Annotated in this window: 17 protein-coding genes; 12 read left to right on the forward strand and 5 right to left on the reverse strand. The window is 40.5% G+C overall.

The window, feature by feature from the left end:
• Nucleotides 1-377: 377 nt before the first annotated feature.
• From recN to V2H41_RS06320, 3 genes are all read left to right on the forward strand, one after another.
• On the forward strand, nucleotides 378-2033 hold the full coding sequence (gene recN, locus V2H41_RS06310) for a DNA repair protein RecN (RefSeq protein ID WP_330974289.1): 1656 nt from the start codon (nucleotides 378-380) through the stop codon (nucleotides 2031-2033).
• Nucleotides 2034-2278: 245 nt separating this feature from the next.
• Complete coding sequence (locus tag V2H41_RS06315) at nucleotides 2279-3106, forward strand: phosphatase PAP2 family protein (protein ID WP_330974290.1); 828 nt, start codon at nucleotides 2279-2281, stop codon at nucleotides 3104-3106.
• A gap of 80 nt (nucleotides 3107-3186) precedes the next feature.
• A complete protein-coding gene (locus tag V2H41_RS06320; protein ID WP_330974291.1) occupies nucleotides 3187-4008 on the forward strand; it encodes an enoyl-ACP reductase FabI in 822 nt (273 codons plus the stop codon).
• A 53-nt stretch (nucleotides 4009-4061) separates the two neighbouring features.
• Here V2H41_RS06320 and lipB read toward each other — a convergent pair whose 3' ends face one another.
• Nucleotides 4062-4796 carry a lipoyl(octanoyl) transferase LipB gene (lipB, locus tag V2H41_RS06325; protein WP_330974292.1) on the reverse strand — a complete coding sequence of 245 codons (735 nt, stop codon included), beginning with the start codon at nucleotides 4794-4796 and terminating at the stop codon, nucleotides 4062-4064.
• A 111-nt stretch (nucleotides 4797-4907) separates the two neighbouring features.
• Between lipB and V2H41_RS06330 the strand changes: the two genes are divergently transcribed.
• Nucleotides 4908-5963 carry an RluA family pseudouridine synthase gene (locus V2H41_RS06330; protein ID WP_330974293.1) on the forward strand — a complete coding sequence of 352 codons (1056 nt, stop codon included), beginning with the start codon at nucleotides 4908-4910 and terminating at the stop codon, nucleotides 5961-5963.
• A 55-nt stretch (nucleotides 5964-6018) separates the two neighbouring features.
• Here the strand turns inward: V2H41_RS06330 and V2H41_RS06335 are convergent, their stop codons facing one another.
• Complete coding sequence (locus V2H41_RS06335; protein WP_330974294.1) at nucleotides 6019-6750, reverse strand: DedA family protein; 732 nt, start codon at nucleotides 6748-6750, stop codon at nucleotides 6019-6021.
• Between the two features lie 157 nt (nucleotides 6751-6907).
• On the reverse strand, nucleotides 6908-8284 hold the full coding sequence (locus V2H41_RS06340; protein WP_330974295.1) for a dicarboxylate/amino acid:cation symporter: 1377 nt from the start codon (nucleotides 8282-8284) through the stop codon (nucleotides 6908-6910).
• Between the two features lie 176 nt (nucleotides 8285-8460).
• Here V2H41_RS06340 and V2H41_RS06345 point away from each other — a divergent pair, with 176 nt between their 5' ends.
• The 8 genes from V2H41_RS06345 (at nucleotide 8461) to V2H41_RS06380 (ending at nucleotide 15652) form a co-directional block, all read left to right on the forward strand.
• Nucleotides 8461-10146 carry an amino acid permease gene (locus V2H41_RS06345; protein ID WP_330974296.1) on the forward strand — a complete coding sequence of 562 codons (1686 nt, stop codon included), beginning with the start codon at nucleotides 8461-8463 and terminating at the stop codon, nucleotides 10144-10146.
• 115 nt (nucleotides 10147-10261) lie between these two features.
• Nucleotides 10262-10984, forward strand: a complete 723-nt coding sequence (locus V2H41_RS06350) for a YebC/PmpR family DNA-binding transcriptional regulator (RefSeq protein WP_330974297.1) — start codon at nucleotides 10262-10264, stop codon at nucleotides 10982-10984.
• A gap of 90 nt (nucleotides 10985-11074) precedes the next feature.
• Nucleotides 11075-11944, forward strand: coding sequence for a transglutaminase family protein (locus tag V2H41_RS06355; RefSeq protein ID WP_330974298.1), 870 nt, complete (start codon nucleotides 11075-11077; stop codon nucleotides 11942-11944).
• A 97-nt stretch (nucleotides 11945-12041) separates the two neighbouring features.
• Nucleotides 12042-12434, forward strand: coding sequence for a BlaI/MecI/CopY family transcriptional regulator (locus V2H41_RS06360; RefSeq protein WP_330974299.1), 393 nt, complete (start codon nucleotides 12042-12044; stop codon nucleotides 12432-12434).
• 4 nt (nucleotides 12435-12438) lie between these two features.
• Entirely contained in the window at nucleotides 12439-14136 is a 1698-nt protein-coding gene (locus V2H41_RS06365) for a M56 family metallopeptidase (protein ID WP_330974300.1), read from the forward strand.
• Nucleotides 14137-14174: 38 nt separating this feature from the next.
• The gene (locus V2H41_RS06370; protein ID WP_330974301.1) at nucleotides 14175-14546 is read left to right on the forward strand and encodes a co-chaperone GroES; all 372 of its coding nucleotides are present in this window, start codon (nucleotides 14175-14177) and stop codon (nucleotides 14544-14546) included.
• A gap of 10 nt (nucleotides 14547-14556) precedes the next feature.
• Nucleotides 14557-14952: a cupin domain-containing protein gene (locus V2H41_RS06375; protein WP_330974302.1), complete on the forward strand. Its 396-nt coding sequence runs from the start codon at nucleotides 14557-14559 to the stop codon at nucleotides 14950-14952.
• 1 nt (nucleotide 14953) lies between these two features.
• Nucleotides 14954-15652 carry a M15 family metallopeptidase gene (locus V2H41_RS06380; RefSeq protein WP_330974303.1) on the forward strand — a complete coding sequence of 233 codons (699 nt, stop codon included), beginning with the start codon at nucleotides 14954-14956 and terminating at the stop codon, nucleotides 15650-15652.
• On the opposite strand, the gene V2H41_RS06385 is transcribed toward V2H41_RS06380, so the two are convergent.
• Nucleotides 15641-17347 carry a sodium:solute symporter family protein gene (locus tag V2H41_RS06385; RefSeq protein WP_330974304.1) on the reverse strand — a complete coding sequence of 569 codons (1707 nt, stop codon included), beginning with the start codon at nucleotides 17345-17347 and terminating at the stop codon, nucleotides 15641-15643. The genes V2H41_RS06380 and V2H41_RS06385 overlap by 12 nt on opposite strands.
• 123 nt (nucleotides 17348-17470) lie before the next feature.
• Nucleotides 17471-17650, reverse strand: coding sequence for a hypothetical protein (locus V2H41_RS06390; RefSeq protein ID WP_330974305.1), 180 nt, complete (start codon nucleotides 17648-17650; stop codon nucleotides 17471-17473).
• Nucleotides 17651-17661 lie beyond the last annotated feature (11 nt).

Below are 17661 nucleotides of genomic sequence, written 5' to 3' on the forward strand. Positions count from 1 at the left end.
TATACTGCAAGCCCGTAGAGAAAGCCACTTAAGCAGCCCTAAAGGCAACAATTTTCTTAAAAAAAGCAATATCTCATAAGCATACACATGCCCAAGTACTTCCGTTACTAATGAATCTATCTTAATCTTTAGGTCTTTCCCGTAGAAACTGCGATAATCATCCAACACCTGCCTACATAAACGATCCATATTGGCCACTCGCTTTCGAGCACAACGCCGTAGAGCATAATTGGCCACCAGGTGCACCGATTGGAATTTTAAATAAACCTTTATTTCAAATCCGTCAATATGATAAATCTTGAACAATTACAAACATTAGTACAGCTAATTTACACTTTCTTTCGGTGGTGAAATAGCATAACCATTAAATTTGCTACGTGTTACAGCATCTGTTCATAAACAACTACGCCATTATAGATGAGCTGGAAATCGACTTTTCCAGCGGCATGAATATTATCACTGGCGAAACCGGTGCCGGTAAATCCATTATCATCGGCGCCCTGAATCTGATACTGGGAGAACGCGCAGACACCTCAGCCCTGGTAAATAAGGAAAAGAAATGTATTATTGAAGGCAGCTTCTCTGCAGAGGACAATGAGGCCATCCAGCGTTTCTTAAAGGAAAACGATTTGGATGAACAACCCGTACTCAGCGTAAGAAGGGAAATCACCAATGCCGGTAAAAGTAGGGCTTTTATCAATGACACTCCGGTTACGCTTACACAGCTTCATGAACTCAGTGAGATGCTGGTAGACCTGCATCAACAATTCGATACCCTTTCGCTCAGTGACAGGCAGTTTCAGACTAACGTTCTAGACGCACTTGCTGACACACACAATTTTCTTGAAAAGTATCGTTCAGCTTATATCAGTTGGAGACAAAGTCAGAAAGCATTACAAGAGCTGTTAGAACAAAAACATCAGTTTGAGAAAGAAAGCGATTATAACCAATTCCAATACGATGAATTGGCAGCATTGGCGCTACAAGAAAATGAGCTAGAACAACTAGAAACAGAATTGAAAATGCTTTCGAATGCCGAAGGCATTAAATCTGCTTTGGTACGCGCTTATGGTGAACTAGCGGAAGGGGAACAACCTATTACTCAACAACTCAAAAGTCTGTCCCAACTGTTGAATAGTTATTCCGAGTACCATCAGGACTTGCCAGAGCTCACCGAAAGATTGCGCAGCGCCCAAATAGAACTGAGTGATATTGCCTCAGAACTAGAACGTGTTAACGACAGCATCCTATACGATGCAGAAAGAATTGAAGTCATCAATGAGCGCCTTTCAGCTGGCTATCGCCTCCAAAAAAAACACGGCGTTGCTTCCACTAATGAATTGCTGAAGATACAGCAACAGCTGGAAGAAAAACTACAAGCCGTTTTAAATATCGGCGACCAAATAGCCGAATTAGAAAAACAAGTAGCAAACTTTGAAAAAGAAGTTTACGCTATCGGAGAAAAAATATCCCAAGCAAGAAAAAAGCAACTTCCCGCTTTTGAAAAAAAAGTAAAGGAAATGCTCACCCAGGTAGGTATGCCCAATGCCTCACTAAAAGTAGTCCTCAATACCAGAGAACCTGCACAGGATGGCATTGATGATATCGAATTTTTATTTGACGCTAATAAAAGCGGACAATACAAACCCATAAATAAAGTAGCTAGTGGTGGAGAACTGAGCCGGCTTATGCTATGCATTAAAAGCTTGGTTGCGGAAAAAATGGATATGCCCACTTTAATTTTTGATGAAATTGATACGGGCATCTCAGGTGAGGCTGCCAAACAGGTAGGTATCATCATGAAACAGCTGGCAAAAAACAGACAAGTAATCTGTATCACCCACCAGCCACAGATTGCAGGTAAAGCCGATGCACACTTCTTTGTTTATAAAGAAAATATAGGCAATAAAGTAGTTACCAATATCAGGCAGCTGAGCACGGAAGAACGTGTTACTGCTATTGCCCAAATGCTAAGTGGTGCTACGCCTACAGCAGCTGCTATCCAAAATGCCCGCGAAATGATTGAACAATAACTGCCATGGCTTTTTTGAAACTGATGTTGCTCCTTAGTACTACCTTGCTGATAGGGCTGGCAGGTTTTTATTTGTATCGATACTTGAATCGCAAATTAACCAAGAGTAGCAGCATACTAAAAATTGCATGTTATGCTTTAGCCTTATTTTTGATGATAGGAGCGCTTTATCTACTTAATTTATTTCTCATCATAAAATTGTATGATTATTTAACTCATTAACTCTCTGAACCGTATTGTAACGCAGTGCCTCGAATCTATCATCTTTACATATCCCTCTATCTAACCATTAGCGGTATTACAGCCTACGGGCAAACCGAAATGCACCCGCAGGCTTCCGAGAACCCTTATCTTACCACCGATACCCTTTCTGAACCAAATGATGAATATGAAAAATTAAATAAAGACTTTATCGTAAACGGTATACAGGACTTTACCTATACCCTATCTCGTCCGGCGCATTGGAGGCAAAAAGACTGGCTCAAATTTTCAGCAGTGATCGGGGGCACAGGTGCACTCATGCTCGCCGATAAAGAAATCAGACACTTCTTTTTACACAATCAAAACCAGTCAACCGTAACAGCTGTAGCCAACGGTGTAAAACAAATGGGCGATGTTTATGGGCTATGCGCCTTCCCTGCTGTGTATGTAGTGGGCCTAGCTAGCGGAAACAAAAAAATGCAAAGTATTGGATTAAGGGGTAGTAAAGCGGTAGTAATATCTTCTACCATATTTACCCTTTCCAAGAACATAATTCGACGGGGCCGCCCCGACGTCACCGATAACCCATTTGATTTTGCACCCCCCTTCTCTAAGGTACGATACAAATCATTTCCCTCAGGACATACTACCATTGCTTTTGCCATCGCTACATCATTAGCAGAAGAGTTTCCTGATAAAAAATGGATAGCTCCCGTAGCCTATACCCTAGCTTCTATGACGGGAATATCGCGCCTATATCATAACCGTCATTGGGCTAGCGATGTGTTCATAGGTGCCGCATTGGGGCATTTTGTTACTAAAGCGGTGTATCACCACCACCGAAAAAGACATCGTTTGGTACGCACATATTAATCCGTCTTTCTTAGGGCGAAATTGATACATTCCTGTATTTACAAATATCTTCTTACTTTTACTGCCCTAATGAATAAACTATGGCTTATAATCTTTTAAAAGGGAAAAAAGGAATCATATTTGGTGCTCTGGACGAAAAATCCATTGCCTGGAAAGCAGCGCTGAAATGTTATGAAGAAGGGGCGCAACTGGTACTTACCAATGCTCCGGTAGCATTACGCATGGGAACTATTAACAAACTGTCAGAAATATGCGGTAATGCCCCTGTAATTGGAGCAGACGTTACCAATGTGGATGACCTTAAAAATCTTATCGAAAAATCGATGGAACACTTCGGCGGTGGCATCGATTTTATTTTACACTCCGTAGGAATGGGATTGAACGTGCGTAAAGGTAAACCCTACACCGAATTGAACTACGATTGGAATCAGAAAACATTTGACATATCCTCCGTGAGCCTTCACAAGGTATTGAAAACCTGTTGGGAGCTGGATGCATTGAACGAACATGCAAGCGTTGTGGCACTTACATACATTGCTGCCCAACGTGTATTCCCTTCCTACAACGAAATGGCCGATGCAAAAGCATTACTGGAAAGCATTACCAGAATGTTCGGCTATTATTACGGCGAAAGAAAGAAAGTACGCGTGAACACCATCTCACAATCGCCCACCCCTACCACAGCAGGTAGCGGTGTACAGGGCTTCGATAGCTTCCTTTCTTATGCTGAAAAAATGAGTCCGCTGGGCAATGCTCCCGCTGAAGCCTGTGCAGACTACATAGCCGTAATGTTCAGCGATCTTACAAGATATGTTACCATGCAAAATCTCTTCCACGATGGAGGATTCAGCTTCACAGGTGTTACTGACAAAGTTTTGAACGCAATGAAACCCGACGCATAATATTAAAGCCCGCTTCAATGCGGGCTTTATTTTTTATCGATTTCATACATACTTTAAGGCATATCCACCATTTCCGCTTCAAAAACTTTTTCAAAGTTCTTTTTAACACGCTCCTTTACTTCTTCCATATCCACCTTTCTCCCCAGTTCCTTTTCGAGCGAAGTTACCTGCTTGCCCTGTATCCCACAGGGAACAATCATATTGAAGTAGTTCAGATTGGTATTCACATTTAGAGCGAATCCATGCATGGTTATCCACCTACTGGTGCGCACGCCAATAGCGCAGATTTTCCTTTCGTAGCCTCTTTTGTCAGGATCTAGCCACACGCCGGTTTCGCCGGGCGAACGTTCCCCCTTTAGGCCATAATCGGCTAATGTAAGAATAATCACCTCCTCTATATTGCGGAGGTATCGGCCTATATCTGTATAAAACTTTTCCAAATCAAGAATGGGATACCCTACAAGTTGTTCTGGCCCATGAAAAGTGACATCCCCTCCTCGATTGATACGGAAAAAGTCGATACCCTGTTTTGCCAAATGCTCTTCACTCAGTAATACATTATTGATATTACCGCTTTTCCCTAAAGTAAATACAGGAGGGTGCTCCACAAACAAGAGGTAATGGCAGGTATCCGGTCTATCTGCAGTAAGTTCCAACTGGCCGGCATCTTCCAGCTCTCTTAGACGGGTTTTTGCCGCAACATTTTGCTGTAACAGTTGCTCTTGATAGTCCCATGCATCCTTATACCGCATGTTACCCAGATCCTGAAAATAAATTTGCTGCCTCACTACAATCCTGTTTAGAATAATTTAAGCATAATAATACCTCAAAGCATTTATTCAAACAACAAAAATAAATACAATCGGTTCAAAACCTCAATCCCTATAACTTTGCAGCCAATGAACGAGGAGGAAAAATATACCGATTTAGACAGCAACGAAGCACTGTACCAGAAGTTTGTTTTCAAAACCGATGCCGGACAGGAACCCTATCGCATCGATAAGTTTCTGATGAACCGCATTGAAGGTGCTACACGTAATAAAATACAACAAGCTATTCACAATAAAATGGTATTAGTGAATGGACAGGAGGTAAAACCCAATTTTAAAGTAAAACCTAATCAGGAGATTGTTGTATACACCGATACTGCACCTGAGGAAAACGAAGTTATACCACAAAACATACCGCTGAATATTTTTCATGAAGACGACCATGTAATAATAGTAAATAAAGAGGCCGGCATGGTAGTACATCCCGGCAGTGGTAATTACGACGGCACCCTCCTAAACGGTATTGCATGGCACTTGCAGCAAAACGCAGGCGTAGATATTGAAAAACTTCCTCGCTTTGGTTTGGTGCACCGCATTGATAAAAACACAAGCGGACTTTTGGTGCTGGCCAAAACAGAACTGGCCATGCGGCATTTGGCTAAACAGTTTTTCGATCACACAGTTGACCGCAAATATATTGCGCTGGTTTGGGGCGATGTAGAGCAGGATGAAGGCACCATTATTGCTCATGTAGGGCGTAACCTTCGATATCGAAAGTTATTTGAAGCCTATCCTGAAGGCGATCATGGTAAGGAAGCCATTACGCATTATAAAGTGTTGGAACGATTTGGGTATGTAACACTGGTGCAATGTGTTCTTGAAACTGGACGCACGCACCAGATACGTGTACATATGAAACATATCGGGCATCCTCTGTTTAACGATGATTTTTATGGAGGTGATAAGATCGTAAAAGGCACCATATATGCCAAGTACAAGCAATTTGTAGAAAATTGTTTTGCTATTTGTCCACGTCAAGCCTTACATGCAAAAACATTGGGCTTTACTCATCCTGCCACTGGAGAGAAAGTTTTCTTTGAATCGGACATCCCTGCCGACATAGAGCAAGTTATTGAAAAATGGCGTAGATACATCAGCAGTGTTCTTACCCGAAAAAACGAATAATACAAATAAAAAAAGACCTTTCGAAGGTCTTTTTTTTATTTTCTTTGAGTCAGTGCTATTCCTCAGTTTTCTTCTTCTTTCCGCTGATTAATTTTATGATCACAGGTAATGTTGTAATCAGCACGATTCCTAGAACAATTACCTCAAGATGCTCTTTCAAATCAAAACCTGTGGCTTTGAGCAACCATTTTTGCAAGAAATGGCCGGCAAATACCATACTGAATACCCATGCCAAAGAGCCGATAATATTATAAAGCATGAACTTTGCTCGATTCATTTGCACAATGCCTGCAACAATGGGCGCGAAGGTTCGGATAAAGGGCAAAAATCTTGCTACAATAATTGCAAATCCTCCATTTTTCTCATAAAACTCATGAGCTTGCTCCAGATATCGGCGCTTGAAGAAGAAATTTTCTTTCCAATTATACATAGCAGGACCTACTTTACGTCCTGTCCAGTATCCCACCATATTTCCTAGAATACCACATAATGAAATTAATGCCCATAATACAATTAAGTCTACCCATTCATTCTGTATATGCTCCAAACCTATCAACTTCATAAACTGATAAGACAGTCCTGGCGCTGCGCTAGCCCCCTCTCCTATTTTATGAGCATAGATGCCGGCAACGAATAATAAGCTATCTCCGGGGAGAAAAAAGCCTGCAAACAAACCTGTTTCGGCAAATACCACAAATAATAATAACCACAAGCCACCGTTCTCAATATACCATTGAGGTTGCAACAATTCGGTCCAGTGAAAATCTGTGCTCAATAATTCAATCATGCCAATAATTTATTCGTTTGCTCCGTATGCAAAATGAAAACCTAAAGATAACGGATTCATATTTGTTATCTATCAAGCAATTACCCACTTCAACAAACAAACAAAAATAAAGTTGTAGTGGTGGTAAAAAATAATATAAATATTATCGTTTTTAGTATTATTCGTCAACAAATGCTACCGCTTTTGCATCGTCAAACTCTCCCTCCCAACGGGCAATTACACAACTTGCCAAGGTATTACCCATTACATTTACACTGGTTCTTGCCATATCCATGAGCTCATCGATACCATAAATCGCCATTATAGGCCATAAGGGCAAACCAAAAGTATGCGCTGTAGCAATCAATATTACTAATGACGCTCTAGGCACTGCAGCCACCCCCTTACTGGTTAACATCAAAGAAAGGCCAATCAAGAGCTGTTCTCCTATTGACAGATCCATACCTACAGCTTGTGCCACAAATATGGATGCTAACGATAAATATAGCGTAGTACCATCCAGATTAAAAGTATATCCTGTAGGAATAACAAAGGACACGACTTTTCGAGGCACGCCAAATTTTTCCATATTTTCCAGTGCTTTGGGTAGGGCCGAGTCCGAACTGGTGGTAGCAAATGCAATAGAAACCGGCTCTCTGATAGCCTGAATAAATTTCCTTAGCGGAATTTTAGCAATGAACAGAACAATAGGTAATAATATCAATAGTATAAATGTAAGCAGAGCCAGATAGAGGGTAATGAGTAGTAATCCCAGATTTTTTAAAATATCAATCCCTAGATGACCTACTGTTACAGCAATAGCTGCACCCACACCAAACGGCGCAAAATGCATTATAATATTAGTAAATTTAAACATGGTTTCTGCCAAACTTTCGGTGAACTCTAGCATAGGCCGCTTACGCTGCTCTGGAAGCATTGCTAAGGCGATACCGAAAATCACGCTAAATACCACAATAGGCAAAACATTGCCTTCGTATATCGATTTTACAATATTCTCAGGAAAAATATCAATGATATGATCCTGCCAGGTTTTTTCAACAGCAGGTGGCAGCTCGGATAACAAAGCCTCAGGAACAACAATTCCAGAGCCCGCCTTAGTAATATTAATAAATACAATACCGATAATCAGTGCGAAGGTGGTAACTATTTCAAAATACAATAAAGACTTCCACCCCATTCTTCCCACTTGTTTCAAGTTACTGTGCCCAGCAATACCTACTACCAATGTTGCAAATAGCAACGGGGCCACAATGGTTTTAACCAGCCGTAGAAATATTTTACTTAAAAACTGAAGATTCTGAGAGAAAGCGGGAAAATCTACCCCTATTTCCACACCCATTGCCATGGCCGTCAAGATCCATGTGGTAAGAGATTTCTTATACCAAGCAAAGATGATAAGGGTAAGAATAAATAGCCATCGTGAAGTAAATAGCACTTCTTGAGGAAGGCTTATAGCTTTAAAACTTATAATATGCAAAATCGCAACTAAAGTAAAAGTCGCAAGCGCAAGTAGGCCTGATTTCCTTTTATTCATAATTATGCGTATATGTTCCAAAACTAAAGGTTTGCATTCAAAAGCAAAAAATTATTGATGCAATTCCAAAAATTGCTGCGTGAATAAAAATTTGAGCACTATTTTATAATTATTCCTTATTTTTCTCTCGTAAAAGGTTAAAAAAAAATTAATATACCACTTAAAGCGCGTACCACATGGGATTATTTGTAAAGAAACCACTCCATCTTTTATTCTCAGAAGCTCAGGAATCTGAAAAGGGCCTAAAGAAAACACTCACCTCTTGGTCGCTTGTTGCTCTTGGAATAGGAGCGATTATAGGAGCAGGCCTGTTCTCTATCACCGGCGTTGCGGCGGCTAATTATGCGGGCCCGGGCATCATGATATCTTTTGCAATTGCTGCATTAGGTTGTGCCTTTGCCGGTCTATGTTATGCAGAGTTTGCAAGTATGATTCCTGTAGCAGGAAGTGCTTATACATACAGCTATGCTACCATGGGAGAATTTATCGCCTGGATTATAGGCTGGGACCTTGTATTGGAATACGCCGTGGGTGCAGCAACGGTAGCATCTAGTTGGTCGGGATATCTGGGTAAACTTTTAGCCTCCTTCGGTGTGGCGCTACCACCGGAGCTGATGATGACACCCTTTGATGTAGCCGCCGATGGGGTTACTCACGGTATTTTGAATTTACCGGCTGTATTTATCGTAGTATTAATGTCTTTAGTACTTATCAAAGGAACCAGCGAGTCTGCCTTTGTAAACACTATCATTGTAATTCTGAAAGTAGGTATTGTACTTGCTTTTATTTTGGTAGGTATAAAATATGTAAAACCTGAAAACCTGCAGCCCCTGATTCCTGAAAACGAAGGCACATTCGGAAAGTTTGGGTGGACAGGAATCATTCGTGCAGCAGCAGTTGTATTCTTTGCCTATATCGGATTTGACGCAGTTTCTACTGCAGCTCAGGAAACCAAAAACCCTAAACGTGCTATGCCCATTGGTATTATGGGCTCATTACTCATTTGTACCGCATTATATATCGTTTTCGCATATGTAATGGTAGGTGTAGTACATTATACACAATTTGGTGCCGGTAGTACAGCAGATCACCTGGCTCCGGTTGCTATTGCTATCGAACATATGGGAGAAGTCGATGCCGCAGGCAATATTACGCCTGCTTATCCCTGGCTGAATAATACCATTATCATTGCCATTTTATTGGGTTACGCATCGGTAATTCTGGTGATGCTATTAGGACAAAGCCGCGTGTTCTACTCTATGAGTTCAGACGGCCTTTTACCCAAATTCTTCTCAACCGTGCATCCCAAATTCCGTACTCCCTCTAAATCCAACCTGTTCTTCATGGTGTTGGTTAGTATGTTTGCCGCATTTATTCCCGGGCGCGTAGTGGGTGAGATGACCAGTATCGGTACGCTGTTTGCATTTATTCTGGTATGCATTGGTGTGATGATATTAAGAAAATCTAATCCCGATGCCCCTCGTGCATTCAAAACACCGCTAGTACCGCTGGTGCCTATTCTCGGTATTATAGTATGCTTTGGTATGATGTCTTTCCTTCCATTCGATACATGGATTCGTCTGATTGTATGGATGCTCATAGGATTGGACATCTATCTGTATTACGGAATTAAACACAGTAAGCTCAACAAGGATAAACACGATAGCCGTAGCTATAAAACAGTATCTAACACAGGTATCGTGCTTGCCATTCTGCTGGCGATCATTGCGCTGGTACATCATTACACCACAGATGTTCCCGACAATGCCCTGTTCTACTTCTCTATGTTTATTGCTGTAATACATCTGGTAATTTATTTCACTAGACGAGGCTATCAACCTAATATCAATGCAGGAAACTAGCAATGTCTGAAATATATTGTTTATTCAAAAGGCTGTCTGTTGACAGCCTTTTTATTTTCAGCCCCGAAAAGAAATCTTAAATTTGCGCATTCAAAAAACAGATCAAGAAAAATATATGGGAAGGATATTTGAAGTACGTAAAGCTACCATGTTTGCCCGCTACGATCGCATGGCAAAACAATTTACCCGAATCGGAAAAGATATTGCCATTGCCGTAAAAGCGGGAGGACCTGACCCCGCCACTAATGCAGCTTTGCGCAGATGTATCCAGAACGCGAAAAGCGTGAACATGCCCAAGGACAGAATCGAGGCCGCCATTAAGCGTGCTCAGGGCAAGGAAATGGATAACTATGAAGAAATTCTATATGAAGGTTATGGTCCTCACGGTGTAGCAATATTAGTTGTTACTGCTACTGATAACCATGTTCGTACCGTTGCGAACGTAAAAGCCCATTTTAATAAAGGTGGGGGCTCTATGGGAACTAGTGGTAGCGTATCCTTCCAGTTCAATAAAATGGGCGTATTCAGGCTGAAACCAGACGGACTCAATATTGAAGAACTGGAACTGGAACTCATTGATTACGGACTGGAAGAATTAGGAGACAGCTCTGATGACGATGGCAACCCTATCGTCGTAATTCGTACCGGATTTACCGATTTCGGTAATATGCAAAAAGCACTCGAAGAAAGAAATATCACTCCTATCAGTGCCGAAGTGGAGTGGATTCCTACTACAACCGTTCCTGTAACAGACGAGCAGGCAGAAGAAGTAAGCAAACTTATCGAACGTCTGGAACAGGATGAAGACGTGCAGAAAGTTTTCCACAATATGGGATAAAAGAGTACTTCGGGTAGGAACTTCTGTTAAGTTATTCACGTTGAGCCTACATCCGATTTTCTACCATTAACTATTGCTATATTTGTCTTGATGGTTAATGAGAAAGAAGTTACGGCATTGCTCACCTTAATAGAAGACCCTGATACCGAAGTATTTGAGGCCGTAAGCAATAGAATCATTGCTTACGGTACTCCTATGATACCACGTTTGGAAGATCTATGGGAACACACTGTAGACAATCAGGTCCAAGAACGTATCGAACTGCTTATTCACCGTCTTCATTTTCATAACCTCAAAAACGATTTTCGACAATGGGCCGAGTCGCCTCATCAGGAATTACTGCCTGGAGCCTTGTTGGTAGCTAAACTGCTTTACCCAGAATTACACACGGGCAAAGTAATACAAGACATCGACCGACTCCGACGCAATATATGGATAGAACTGAACCATTACCTAACTCCTTTGGAGCAGGTTCATGTAATCAATAGCATTCTTTATAATTACTTTGGATTAAAATCCTCCTTTGAAACCCCAACCCAGCCCAACGAGTTCCTGATTTCTAAAATCATCGAATCCAAAAAAGGAAATCAGAGCGGTAACGGCGTATTATATCTATTATTGACCGAACTACTGGATATTCCTATCAAACTTATACCTATACCCCAGCAGTTTATTTTGGCTTATTTCAAATCTGAAAATGAAAAAGACTTTGAGAAATTACATCTGAACATCGACTTTTTCATAGACCCCTCCAATGGTCAGGTATTTACCCATAACGATGTGTACAATTATTTTGCTACCATCGCACAACCTATTAAACCTCAATACTTTCACCCTCAAAATAACAAACAAGTTATTGAGAAGCTATTGCAAGACCTAACACAATGCTATACCACCGATACCCATCAGGTTCATATGATTAATGAAATCAATGAACTTATCGATATCCTGAGAGACTAATTTCTAATTGGAATAAATAATTGTTAAAAAATCGATTACGTAAAAAAAACTCTTTAAGTATACGAAACAAATCGTAAATTGCAAAAAATACAAGCCTATGGCAGACGTAAAATCTATAAAACCCACTGAAAGCGAGCTGGAAATTTTACAAGTATTATGGCAGAAGGGGCAAGCTACCGTGAGAGAAGTACATGAAGTCCTTACTCAAACCAAAGAAGTAGGCTACACAACTACCCTTAAACTCATGCAAATCATGCATGAAAAAGGTTTAGTACTAAGAGACGATTCCTCACGCACACACATTTATAAAGCAGCCTATAACAAAGAACATACACAAAAATTTTTATTGAATAAGTTTATAAGCAACCTTTTCGGCGGTTCTCCGTCTCAATTAGTGTTACAGGCACTAGGGAGTCAAAAAGTGTCGGAGCAAGAGCTGGACCAAATACAGGCGATGATTAACGACCTGAAAAGAAAACAAAATCAATAAATTTATGAGCGAAAGCTTGCAATTCGTTCTCTCCGCTTTGGGATATGCCGTGCTCTGCAGCATCTGGCAAATGGGCTTGATTTGGCTTGCCGTGATATTATTCTCACATATACATAAGAACCTGTCTCCTTCTGCATTAAGCACAATAAGCTTTATCGCTCTAGTAGTAGGTTTTATTGCTTTTGTGACCACCTTTATCATTCATTTATATAGACCCGACATAAGTACTGCATTACTCCGCTGGAATCATGTAGCTTACATATATCAATTCACCCATATACTGGCCTGGGTATATTTGGGGCTACTGGTGATTCCTTTTATCAAATTCACTATTGGAGTGCGGAGCGTTTATCACTTACGAAGACAAAACCTTGGAAGAGTACCGGGACATTATAAAATATTCTTACTGAATGCAATTCAATATTTCGGAATTAAAAGAAAGGTAAGCATCTTTACCTCTGCTTTAATCAATACTCCTTTAACTGCGGGTTTCTTTAAACCGGTAATTCTTTTACCGGTAGCGATTATCAATCAACTCAGTGTAGAACAGGTAGAAGCAATCATCCTACACGAACTGGCACATATTAAAAGAAACGATTATTTACAGAATCTCATCACACAAATTATCCTTACACTGTTATACTTCAACCCTTTTGCCAGAATGTTGGCTCGCCTCCAATGCAACGAACGTGAAAAATCGGCAGACAAATGGGTAACTCGTTTTGAGTATAACAGTTACATGTACGCCAACACACTTCTGGAAATGGCTCGAGCTCATACCATTGCTCCGGCTACTTTGGCTGTACATATTTCTTCAAAAAAGACTCCTTTGCGTGAGCGTATAGAGTGGATTCTGGGAAGTACGCAAAGAAGCACGGTGGCTTTTAAGCAGATTTTATGCTCTGTAGTGATGGTGCTTGCAGCGTTAGGATTTGCCGCCATTCAAAAACCCAACCCTACCACTCCTTTGTTGCTACTCTCCTCTACAGATGTAGCGACACCGGTTGCTTATCAGGTCGCTTCTACATCTACGCTATCTCATTATACACCTGAGGTAATGGTTTCACCGCAGCCAATGCATCCATCCTCGCGCGAAAAGAAAACCAAAAGCATAAAACAAAAATCACCTGTTAATGAAAGTGCAGCTACAGTAATTGAAGTGATACCTGTAGACGTGATAACAGAAGACGAACCAGTTATAATTACCACCTATGTTAGTAAGCCCATTGAAGTCGTCCCGCTGTTATCTGAAGCAGAAGAAAGCCAAGTTCAAGATGCGATTGCCCTTACCAAAAAGCTGATTTCCGAATACAATTGGAAAATATTGGAAAGTGCTTTAGCCGAAAGCATTACTGAGGAAGAAAAACGGTCTGCAAAAAGAATATTTATTGAAAAACTAGAAGCATCGGCTGATTGGGAAAAACAAGCTACATTATTGCGTCAGAATTATCATAACATCGATTGGGAAGCCGTTAACGAACAACTTTCCAATGTAGCACAGATAATAATAATGGATAGTCTTTATACACAGTACAAAGACATTGTTATCGACAATATGGTGCAATTTGAAAAATATATTGAAGTAAAAAATATCCAAAAAAAATCACAGCCTCTAGATAGTATTCATAAGAAAGCAGACGCATACAATATAATGCTTCGCTCATTGGATAGCCTGTCCCATAAAAAAACTATTGAACTTTAACAACCTGCTATTTATATTTACGCCCAAAAAGTTGTAATATGCGTATAACAGCAGAAAACAGGTTTAAGAAGCTTATTGTAATTGGAGATCGAATTTTGATTAAACCTTTAAAACCTGATGAGCGCACATCCAGCGGCTTGTATCTTCCGCCGGGTGTTCAGGAAAAAGAAAAAGTACAACAGGGATATGTAATCAAAACTGGCCCGGGGTATGCCATACCTGTACCTGTAGAGGACGAGCCTTGGAAAGCTGAAGAGGAACAGGTTAGATACGTACCCCTACAAGCTAAAGAAGGCGACCTCGCCATATTTCTTTTGAGTGGAGCTACGGAAGTGATGTACGAAGGCGAAAAATATTTTATCGTACCACAAAGTGCTATATTGATGCTGGAGCGCGAAGAAGATTTGTAAAAGCAATCCTATGAAAGGATACTATACCAACATTGAAAAATTAACCTTAGAAAACAATGCTTTTAGGAAGGTGTTGTACACCTCAGGCCATATGCAACTGGTAGCAATGAGCCTGCTGCCGGGAGAAGCTATTGGTGAAGAAATACACACTGAAAATGACCAGTTCTTTCGCTTTGAGCAAGGAGCAGGCAAGTGTATTATTGACGGTAATGAATATCAGGTTGCTGACGGGGACGTCATCATTATCCCATCAGGTGCTAAGCATAATGTGATAAATACCGGAAATATCCCTCTTAAAATGTATACCATTTACGCACCACCACATCATAAAGACGGAATCATCCGCCAAACTAAAAAAGAAGCTGAAGAGAACGAAGCGGAGTTTGACGGACAAACAACAGAATGATATGTCTGCAATCAGAATCACTTTCTGCCTGCTGCTCTTCTTCGTTCTCGCTCATCCCAAGAGCAATGCGCAGCAAGCGGAGGTATATATAGAACGCTCGAAGAAAACGTATAAAACCAAAATCAGCACGCACCCTGAGTTGAGGATGGTGGAACTCAAAAGTCTCATACCGCATCTTGTATACGACTTAAGGTACGCCACAGCAAATAATTTTATGCATCGTCGCATGTATCCATCCAACACTAGGGTCACTTTTTTAAGACAACCTGCCGCCGAGGCTTTATTAAAAGTGCAGCGAGAGCTTCAAAACAAAGATTTGGGACTAAAGATTTTCGATGCCTATCGTCCCTATGCGGTGACCCAAAAATTCTGGGAGCTTGTAAAGGACGAGCGTTATGTAGCCCATCCATCAAAAGGAAGCAATCATAATAGAGGAACAGCAGTGGATGTAACCATTATTGATTTAAAAACAGGCAAAGAGCTGGATATGGGAACCGGCTTCGATAACTTTACCGATTCGGCTCATCACGATTTTCAACACCTACCCACACAAGTACTCAAAAATCGGGAGTTACTAAAAAGCACGATGATAAAATACGGCTTCACTCCTTTGTCAACCGAATGGTGGCATTATACTTACAAAAGTGACATACAGTTTGATGTACTAGATATTCCATTTAAAAAACTACTACGATACTAACTGTTTCTTCTGATTGAAGAACAAAACTTGTATCATCACCGACAAGACATAAACCATCAGGGCTCCAATCATGTTTAGCCATAAAAACCCTAAACTAATTTTGCCATATTCGTTAAGTACAAAAAGTAGGATAATAACTAACTCAGTAACTACAGCAGCGATGAACACGGCGTTTCCTCCCACTTTTTTTGCATAGAACGCTACTAGAAATACACCTAATATTGTTCCGTAAAACAAAGAACCTAAAATATTCACCACCTCAATAAGACTACTGCTCCAACTCGAAACAAACATCGCTACTCCCACGCAGAATAGACTCCAGGCAAGTGTATACAAGCGGGAATGATTATAATCCTCCCGATCCGACATATTTTTCCGGCACTTCTTATGAATATCAATCACTGTGCTTGATGCCAGTGAATTAATAGCTGCAGCAATACTTCCCCAACTTGCCAAAAAGATAATAGCGATAATGAGGCCTACAAGACCTTGGGGCATATAATCTACCACAAATCTCAGAAATATATAGTTGGTATCATTATCACTACCGCCATTGTCCTTAATGAGCGATTTCACTTCGGAACGGATTATATGTATACTATCCTGCAAGGGTTTTAAAGCGTTAAGCTTATCATCCGAAGCATTTTGAGCATAATCGCTTAGCAATACACTTTTCTGTGCATTGACCGCCTCCAGTCGTTGTTGCAATTGTTGTAAAGTTTCAGCGTGTCGTGAATTCTCTAGCCGTGATAATTCATACTCATTAAAAAAAGCAGGTACTTGGTGAAATTGATAAAATGCAAATACCAATACTCCTAACAATAGAATGCCAAACTGCATGGGAACTTTTACGATTCCGTTCATCAACAGGCCCATTCTGCTTTGCCGGATATTTTTGGCGGTAAGATAACGTCCTACCTGCGACTGATCTGTTCCAAAATATGAAAGCGCAAGAAAAAACCCTCCGATAATGCCACTTAGTATATTATACCTATCGCCCCAATTGAATTTTCCGTCATTAAAACCTGATGTTATAACATTAAATTTTCCCAATCTACCCCCTACCTCCAAAGCCTGTGTTAAACCTATGCCCTCCGGCATTTTTTGTATTATCAAATAACCTGTAAGTACCAATGCTCCGGTGATAATAAAAAACTGCAATTGCTGAGTATATGCAACTGCCTTTGCTCCTCCCGATAAAGTGTATACAATCAGCACTCCTCCAATGAGCAGATTGGTTATATAAATGTTCCATTCAAACAATACCGACAATATAAGAGAAGGTGCGAAAATGCTGATACCCGTGGACAAGCCTCGTTGTAGTAAAAACAGAACAGAAGCAAAGACCCGTGTTTTACCATCAAACCGATTTTCTAGGTACTCATAAGCCGTAAAAACTCTCAATTTGCTAAAAGCAGGTACAAAAGAGACACATATCACTATTGCCGCTAATGGAAGTCCAAAATAATATTGTACAAAACGCATTCCGTCGGTATAAGCCTGTCCGGGTGCTGCCAAAAAAGTAACAGCACTTGCCTGTGTCCCCATTATACTTAATAGAATAATGTACCACGGCATGCTTCGGTCGGACAAAAAATAGCCCTCCAGATTTTTACTGGTTTTACTTTTGTACCAACCATACAAAATGATAAGCAAAAGTGTGGCTATCAGTATGACCCAATCGAGCGACCTCATGCAAATTTCCGAGTTAAATAATAAAACAAAATAATTTGCAATAGCAGAAATACTATTACAAGCATATACCAGGCCGTCCATGATTTAAATAATGGCGGCTTATTATCATTCTCATATTTCGCTTTATCGTTTTGCACGGAAATTATTTAGAAATACTATTCCTAAGCCGATAATTAATCCCAGCAGTAGTCCCAAACGCACCTGTTTTATTAATGTTCCTATCAATAATCCGATTACAATGGCTGCTAAAAAAGCCGCCTCTCCCCTCTTTATATCCACTGTGGGCTTCCTATTTTTACTCATTTTATGTCTAG

Source organism: Niabella digestorum, from assembly GCF_036409055.1.
Lineage (GTDB): Bacteria > Bacteroidota > Bacteroidia > Chitinophagales > Chitinophagaceae > Niabella > Niabella composti.

What these genes read in the sequence shown, in the direction of transcription:
- V2H41_RS06355 (WP_330974298.1), top strand. Translation starts at nt 11,075, where the DNA reads ATGGTTAATGAGAAAGAAGTTACGGCATTGCTCACCTTAATAGAAGAC.
- V2H41_RS06365 (WP_330974300.1), top strand. Translation starts at nt 12,439, where the DNA reads ATGAGCGAAAGCTTGCAATTCGTTCTCTCCGCTTTGGGATATGCCGTG.
- V2H41_RS06370 (WP_330974301.1), top strand. Translation starts at nt 14,175, where the DNA reads ATGCGTATAACAGCAGAAAACAGGTTTAAGAAGCTTATTGTAATTGGA.
- V2H41_RS06350 (WP_330974297.1), top strand. Translation starts at nt 10,262, where the DNA reads ATGGGAAGGATATTTGAAGTACGTAAAGCTACCATGTTTGCCCGCTAC.
- V2H41_RS06320 (WP_330974291.1), top strand. Translation starts at nt 3,187, where the DNA reads ATGGCTTATAATCTTTTAAAAGGGAAAAAAGGAATCATATTTGGTGCT.
- V2H41_RS06335 (WP_330974294.1), bottom strand. Translation starts at nt 6,750, where the DNA reads ATGATTGAATTATTGAGCACAGATTTTCACTGGACCGAATTGTTGCAA.
- V2H41_RS06345 (WP_330974296.1), top strand. Translation starts at nt 8,461, where the DNA reads ATGGGATTATTTGTAAAGAAACCACTCCATCTTTTATTCTCAGAAGCT.
- V2H41_RS06330 (WP_330974293.1), top strand. Translation starts at nt 4,908, where the DNA reads ATGAACGAGGAGGAAAAATATACCGATTTAGACAGCAACGAAGCACTG.
- V2H41_RS06375 (WP_330974302.1), top strand. Translation starts at nt 14,557, where the DNA reads ATGAAAGGATACTATACCAACATTGAAAAATTAACCTTAGAAAACAAT.
- V2H41_RS06340 (WP_330974295.1), bottom strand. Translation starts at nt 8,284, where the DNA reads ATGAATAAAAGGAAATCAGGCCTACTTGCGCTTGCGACTTTTACTTTA.
- V2H41_RS06360 (WP_330974299.1), top strand. Translation starts at nt 12,042, where the DNA reads ATGGCAGACGTAAAATCTATAAAACCCACTGAAAGCGAGCTGGAAATT.
- V2H41_RS06385 (WP_330974304.1), bottom strand. Translation starts at nt 17,347, where the DNA reads ATGAGGTCGCTCGATTGGGTCATACTGATAGCCACACTTTTGCTTATC.
- V2H41_RS06380 (WP_330974303.1), top strand. Translation starts at nt 14,954, where the DNA reads ATGTCTGCAATCAGAATCACTTTCTGCCTGCTGCTCTTCTTCGTTCTC.
- V2H41_RS06390 (WP_330974305.1), bottom strand. Translation starts at nt 17,650, where the DNA reads ATGAGTAAAAATAGGAAGCCCACAGTGGATATAAAGAGGGGAGAGGCG.